Genomic DNA, 5,554 nt, shown 5'->3' with positions numbered 1-5,554 from the left:
CTCCGTGCAAGCGGCTACGCCGCCGGCTCCCCCGAGAACTTCGGCACGCGGTCGCTGCGCTCCCTTCTTTCGCGCCGAACTTCTCTCCCCCGCCGCCCTACGGGTTGCACTCCGCTCCTTCCGCCGGCACTGCTCCGCTTATCAGGAACGAGGCAGCCAACCGAACGCCTCACCTAGCACCCCTGACAGTACTATCACCGGAGGTAAAACCATGGTTCGCAAGGTCAAGAACAGCAAGAGCCCCGAGCAGCGGCGCGCCGAAGCCGAGGCCCTGCAATCCTCAATCGCCCAGCAGGTCGAGGCCCTGCGAGAATCGGAAGCCTGGACCCGATTCCTCGACTTCGCGCAGTCATTCCACCGCTACAGCATCAACAACCTGTTGCTGATCCTGGCACAGTGCCCCGAGGCGAGCCACGTTGCCGGATACCGCACCTGGCAGAAGCTCGGCCGCCAGGTCCGCAAAGGGGAACGCGGAATCCGCATCTTCGGCGGCCGGGACGTCACCGAGACCGTCGAGGACGAGAACACCGGAGAGGAGAAAGAGCAGCGGCGAACGCGGTTCTTCCCCGTCTCCGTGTTCGACATGAGCCAAACCGACCCCATCGACCCCGAAGCCCAGGACCCGAGCACGATCGCCCACAAGCTCACCGGAGACGACCCGCTCGGCATTGTCGACGCCGTGACCGACTACCTCACCGGCAAGGGCTGGACCATCGAGCGTGTTGGCATCGCGGGCGAAGCCAACGGTTACACCACCACCGACGGGAGCAGGCGCATTGTGGTGGACGTCGACCTCTCCCCCGCCCAGGCTGCCAAGACCGCACTTCACGAGGCCGCTCACGTCATCCTTCACGCAGACGAGGACCCCGCCGAGTATGTCGAGCACAGAGGCATCAAGGAGACTGAGGCAGAATCAGTGGCTTATGTGGTCGCCGGGATCCTGGGGCTCGACACCACCGCCTACAGCATCGGCTACGTGGCCGGCTGGAGCCAGGGAGAGTCCGAGACGATCAAGGACACCGCGGCCCGCGTGCTGCGCGCCGCACACACTCTGGCCGAGGCGATCACCGAAGCCAAAGAAGACACCGAGGCCGCCTAGCCACCCCTAATAGTACTGTCACCGTTGCCAACGGGTAGCGGTGACAGTACTATTAGAGGTATCAAGCATCACACCCCTGGTAGTACTGTCACCCCTCACAGAGTTAGGACCCGCAATGCTGACCGTGACCGTCTACAGCACCGGACCGACGTGCTCCCGGTGCACCCTCACCAAATCCGACATGACCAAGAAGGGCGTGCCCTTCGAGGAGATCGACATCACTCAGAACCCCGCCGCCCACGAGTACGTCACCGGAGAACTCGGCTACACGGAGGCCCCCGTCTGCGTCGTGAACGACGACACCGGGCAAGACCACTGGTCCGGCTTCCGGCCCGACAACATCGCCCGTATCGCCGCCATCAACGACGCCGCCTGATCCCGAGGCGTTGACCACTATCACCGCTGACAGTACTGTCAGTAGTAGACAACTCTGACAGTACTGTCAGAACTATTGGAGGTACCCCCCATGAAGTTGCTTAAGGCCAGTGCGCACCTCGCGTCCGCCAGCCTCGCGGGCCATCTCGTCAAGACATCAGATGAGGCGGCGCGGTGAGCGCCCGCGTCGTCGCCGTAGCCGGCCAGAAAGGCGGGGTCGGCAAGACCACCACCGCGATGAATCTTGCCGCGGTGCTTGCCGAGCACGCCCGCGTCCTGGTGGTCGATGTCGATCCTCAGCAGAACGCCACAGACTGGGCCGAAGCCGGGGGAGAGTCCGTGCCCTTCGACTTCGCCTCGGAAGAGGATCCCCAGGTTCTTTCGCAGCTCAGTCAAGCGGACTACGACGTAATCGTGGTCGACACTCCGGGGAGCCTCCAGGGCCGTGATGTGCTGGGCGCTGTCCTGGACAACACTGATTTCATCGTCCTCCCGATTGAGCCGGCCACCTTGAGCGTCAAACCGGCGTTGCGCACCATCCGGGAGTTCATCGAGCCGCGCGGGCTGCCGTATCGGGTGCTGATCAGCCGTGTGCGGCGAGACCTGGCGAGCGTGAGGCGCAAGGACGAGGCCGTGGAGATGCTGGACGAGATGGGGCTTCCACGGTTCCGGGGCGTCATCCGCGACTACATCGCGCACTCAGACGCGCCATTGGCCGGTGAGGTGGTCACCACGTACACACGTACCAGGGCGACGCTCAACGCAATCGACGACTACAAGAACGTCGCCTTGGAGCTTACGAGTCTTTGGGCCAACGGACAGCGATAGGAGAACCCATGGCACGAACGAAACTATCCGCCCTGGTCGGGCAGCTCGACAGGGACAAGAGCCCCGCCCCAAGCCCGGCCCCGGCACCTGTTCCCGCCAGTGAGGACGCCCAGCACCCTGCGCCGGCCAAGAAGTACCCGCACAAGGTCTCGTTCTACCAGGACCCCGAGGACACCGCCCGGGTGCGTGGGGCGATCCTCTACACGATGACCACCGAGGGGAACCGGAACCTATCGCAGTTTGTGAATCGGGCCGTCATGGCCGAAGTCGAACGTTTGGAAGCCAAGTACAACGACGGGCGGCCGTTTCCCTCGGTGGGGGCCCGTGAGATACCTCAGGGCGGCGCTGCCGCAGCACGAGAGGAACACCGGTGAGCATCAACGAAGAACACCGCCAAACCGACATTGCCGCCGAGATGGAGGCCGCCGCCCGAACCCTGGCGCACTCCACCCGCACCATCGCCGTCCCCAGTGACTCCTACGCCCTGCTGGGCGAGCTTCACGCCACCACCGACCACCTGTCCCAGATCTGCCGGCAGGTCGCCGCCTGGCACGACGCCGCAGGGGATGGCACTCACTACCAAGGCCAGGACCCGAGTGCTGACGGGGAGACCGGCGCCGGCACCGCGGCGGCCGCCAGCGGGCTCCGCCAAGCCGCGTCCGCGCTGTCCGAGGCCACCCAAGCCCTCATGGCCGCCAACGGCGCTGTCCGCTGGTATCCCCAACCCACGCCCAAGGAAGGCGATAACGATGCGGCCCTCTAAACCGCGTCCGTGGGCGGGACTACGCTCGACGGATGGCATGGGCAAAGCGTGGTGGTGGTTCCGGAACGGGCGTCTACGGCCAGGGCCTGGCGGTGGCTGGCACCGCAGCGCCCGGCCCCGAGTCGCCGGTCGTCCCCAATAGCGGCCCGAGGTTCGGTGACGAGTTTCAATCGTCCGTTCGCCACGGCGGGGGAGTGGTCGCCCCTCCGGAGGATGACGGTGCACGGCCCCCCGCGCCGGCCTACCGGCCGACCCGTTGGGAGGACGTGCGCGATAACCGGATCATCTTGGACGTTCTGGCCCACTGGGCCAAAGAAGGCAACGAGCCGGAGATGAGCATGCTCTACGAGGACGCCCTGGCCCAGTTCGGGGAGGGTTCAGTACATCTCTCCGCCGCCTGTCGAGGCCAGTTCGGGGCAGGACCCCAGTACCAGCAGACGGTCGCCCGGGGCCGGTTCCGGTCCGTCGACTGATCCGGTGTCTGAAAGCGGTTGTCAGTAGTCGCCGCGGGGCGGGTTAACCATCCGCCACCCATCCGGGACCTGGGCGAACAGCTCAGCGGTTCCGGAATGGTAGGAATCTGCGTCCACGGAGATTTCCCGCACATGGTGCGGTCCGGTGCCCGCCCTCGGGCACCGGTTCGATCGAGGCTATTACCTTCACTCGTCTGCCTCGGTCGGCTCGATCAGGTCGGGTCCGTTGTTGCGAACGTTGCCTACAGCTGGTCTCACGCGCCGTGGGACCAGCGTCGGGTCGGGAATGGCATCTATGAGCTGCCGAATCTGCGCTTTGTCCGTCTGGTCTGGATCGAGCCAGTCATCGCGCATCTCGGCCGGCACGATCACCGGCGTCCGGTCGTGGATATGGCCCAAGGCGTCGGTGGCGGGCCGGGTCAGGATCGTCGTGGTCATCAACCACTCGCCGTCTCCGCCCTCGGGGACCGCGGGATCGCGCCAGAATTCGTACAGCCCAGCGAATGACAGGGGTTCCTCGTCCTGGCCATGCAGGTACGTGGCGGTCTTCTGACCTGCTTTGCCGGACCATTCGTAGTATCCATCGGCCGGCACGAGCGCGCGGCGCTTCACGGCGGCAGAGCGGAACGTGGGCTTATCGAGCACCGTTTCCGAGCGAGCGTTGATCGCGCGGGATCCGACGCTGCGTGATTTGGCCCAAACCGGCACCAGTCCCCAGCGGGCCGTCTCCAAACGACGCCCCGGGGCTGCGCCGTCGGGGCCGCGTCCGGTGACGATGCGGACGTTCTGCGTCGGAGCGACGTTCCAGCTCGGCCGCAGATCCTCGCCCACAACGTGCTCTATGTCCAGTGCCGCTACCAGCTCACCGGTGCTCCTAGCCATCACGTATCTACCGCACATGCACACAGCATCCCACCGTGCAGACGTTCCAGCCACCGAAGGTGGGGAAGCCCCGAGTCAGCGCACCGTAAACGGTCGTTAGTGGTCGTATTTCAGTGGGGTCCATCCCACTGAGCGCGGGCATCCGACAGCTGCCCGCTGCCGATCTGCTGTTGCAGACCAGCAACCCTGTCCACCATCAGAGTCGACCGAAAGAGCAACAACTACTCGGGCCACCCTAAAGCCGACGTCCTCGACGATCGCATCCGGGGCACCCTCGGGGCCCTCTTGGGAGTCGGAGCGCTCTACGCGCTGGACCGCCAGAGCACGGGCCCGGACCGGGACACCACCCTGGGCGCCAGGGTGCCGGCCGCTTTCTGGGCTTCCATGGTCGCAGGCTTCGTCTTCCCCGGCGCCCAGGGCCTGCAAGCCGAATTCCCGCACCTGGTCCTGCGGATCAAGGGCGTGTGGATCAACGAACGCTTCGCCAGCGCCGGGATGCTCACACTGACAGCCCTCGGCTACGCCCTGGAGCGGCGTGCACTCCGAGGCCAGCCCCACCAGACATAGGAGCTTCCTCGTAGTGACACGGCTTGGGCAGGTGAAATGATCCTGGGTTTGACGGGATGCTCGATGATGGAGCCATGACTGAACGGATGAGGACGATCGGGTTGATGGCCGATCCGGGCGTGCCGGAGATGGTGGCCGGATCGGTGGCTGCTGATGTGTCCCGGGAGCTATCGGACGAGCCTGGTGAGACCGGTGCGATGGTGCCGTGGGAGGTGGAAGTGAGTCGGACGACGCTTCCGATCACCCGTCTGGGTGAGATTCCGCTGATGCAACAGGCTCAGGGAATCCGCGATGAGCGCGGTTGGGATTACGTGCTGTATCTGGCGGATCTGCCCCGGGCCCATGAGGATCAGTTGATGCTGTGTGAGACCAGTTCCGCGGCTCAGGCCGCCCTGGTCTGCTTGCCGGCGCTGGGGGCATTCCGTCTCAGGGCCAGGACCGCTGAGTTGCTGGTGGCTTTGGTCCGATCGATGCAGCAGGGGTCCGGGGAGTTCCCGTCTGCTGCTGCCGCGCGTCATGCACTGGGCTACGGTGCGGTGCACCGGGTGTCCCCGGGCGGGGACGGGG

9 protein-coding genes are annotated in these 5,554 nt (G+C 65.5%); 8 read left to right on the top strand and 1 reads right to left on the bottom strand.

Going from position 1 to position 5,554, the window contains the following annotated elements; genetic code table 11:
* The first annotated feature begins 211 nt into the window (after positions 1-211).
* The 6 genes from ACFQQD_RS14010 (at position 212) to ACFQQD_RS13985 (ending at position 3,538) form a co-directional block, all read left to right on the top strand.
* Positions 212-1,099 carry an ArdC-like ssDNA-binding domain-containing protein gene (locus ACFQQD_RS14010; RefSeq protein ID WP_378090537.1) on the top strand — a complete coding sequence of 296 codons (888 nt, stop codon included), beginning with the start codon at positions 212-214 and terminating at the stop codon, positions 1,097-1,099.
* A 115-nt stretch (positions 1,100-1,214) separates the two neighbouring features.
* Entirely contained in the window at positions 1,215-1,475 is a 261-nt protein-coding gene (locus tag ACFQQD_RS14005; RefSeq protein WP_378090535.1) for a glutaredoxin family protein, read from the top strand.
* 173 nt (positions 1,476-1,648) lie between these two features.
* Entirely contained in the window at positions 1,649-2,302 is a 654-nt protein-coding gene (locus ACFQQD_RS14000) for a ParA family protein (protein WP_378090533.1), read from the top strand.
* A gap of 8 nt (positions 2,303-2,310) precedes the next feature.
* A complete protein-coding gene (locus ACFQQD_RS13995; protein WP_378090531.1) occupies positions 2,311-2,676 on the top strand; it encodes a hypothetical protein in 366 nt (121 codons plus the stop codon).
* Positions 2,673-3,065: a hypothetical protein gene (locus ACFQQD_RS13990; protein WP_378090529.1), complete on the top strand. Its 393-nt coding sequence runs from the start codon at positions 2,673-2,675 to the stop codon at positions 3,063-3,065. The genes ACFQQD_RS13995 and ACFQQD_RS13990 overlap by 4 nt, the downstream gene beginning before the upstream one ends.
* A gap of 32 nt (positions 3,066-3,097) precedes the next feature.
* On the top strand, positions 3,098-3,538 hold the full coding sequence (locus tag ACFQQD_RS13985; protein WP_378090528.1) for a hypothetical protein: 441 nt from the start codon (positions 3,098-3,100) through the stop codon (positions 3,536-3,538).
* Between the two features lie 186 nt (positions 3,539-3,724).
* Here the strand turns inward: ACFQQD_RS13985 and ACFQQD_RS13980 are convergent, their stop codons facing one another.
* Positions 3,725-4,438: an SOS response-associated peptidase gene (locus ACFQQD_RS13980; protein WP_378090526.1), complete on the bottom strand. Its 714-nt coding sequence runs from the start codon at positions 4,436-4,438 to the stop codon at positions 3,725-3,727.
* A 267-nt stretch (positions 4,439-4,705) separates the two neighbouring features.
* On the opposite strand from ACFQQD_RS13980, the gene ACFQQD_RS13975 reads away from it, so the two are divergent.
* Positions 4,706-4,987, top strand: coding sequence for a hypothetical protein (locus tag ACFQQD_RS13975; protein ID WP_378090524.1), 282 nt, complete (start codon positions 4,706-4,708; stop codon positions 4,985-4,987).
* A 74-nt stretch (positions 4,988-5,061) separates the two neighbouring features.
* A partial coding sequence (locus tag ACFQQD_RS13970; RefSeq protein ID WP_378090522.1) for a hypothetical protein occupies positions 5,062-5,554 on the top strand: 493 nt, incomplete at its 3' end.

This window comes from Citricoccus sp. GCM10030269, assembly GCF_042665635.1.
GTDB lineage: Bacteria > Actinomycetota > Actinomycetes > Actinomycetales > Micrococcaceae > Citricoccus.
The sequence above is the reverse complement of the archived record's forward strand: the minus strand, read 5'-3'. Positions and strand labels throughout refer to the sequence as shown.

Coding starts and splice junctions, on each gene's coding strand:
- ACFQQD_RS14010 (WP_378090537.1), top strand. CDS start 212: ATGGTTCGCAAGGTCAAGAACAGCAAGAGCCCCGAGCAGCGGCGCGCC.
- ACFQQD_RS14005 (WP_378090535.1), top strand. CDS start 1,215: ATGCTGACCGTGACCGTCTACAGCACCGGACCGACGTGCTCCCGGTGC.
- ACFQQD_RS13995 (WP_378090531.1), top strand. CDS start 2,311: ATGGCACGAACGAAACTATCCGCCCTGGTCGGGCAGCTCGACAGGGAC.
- ACFQQD_RS13985 (WP_378090528.1), top strand. CDS start 3,098: ATGGCATGGGCAAAGCGTGGTGGTGGTTCCGGAACGGGCGTCTACGGC.
- ACFQQD_RS13980 (WP_378090526.1), bottom strand. CDS start 4,438: ATGTGCGGTAGATACGTGATGGCTAGGAGCACCGGTGAGCTGGTAGCG.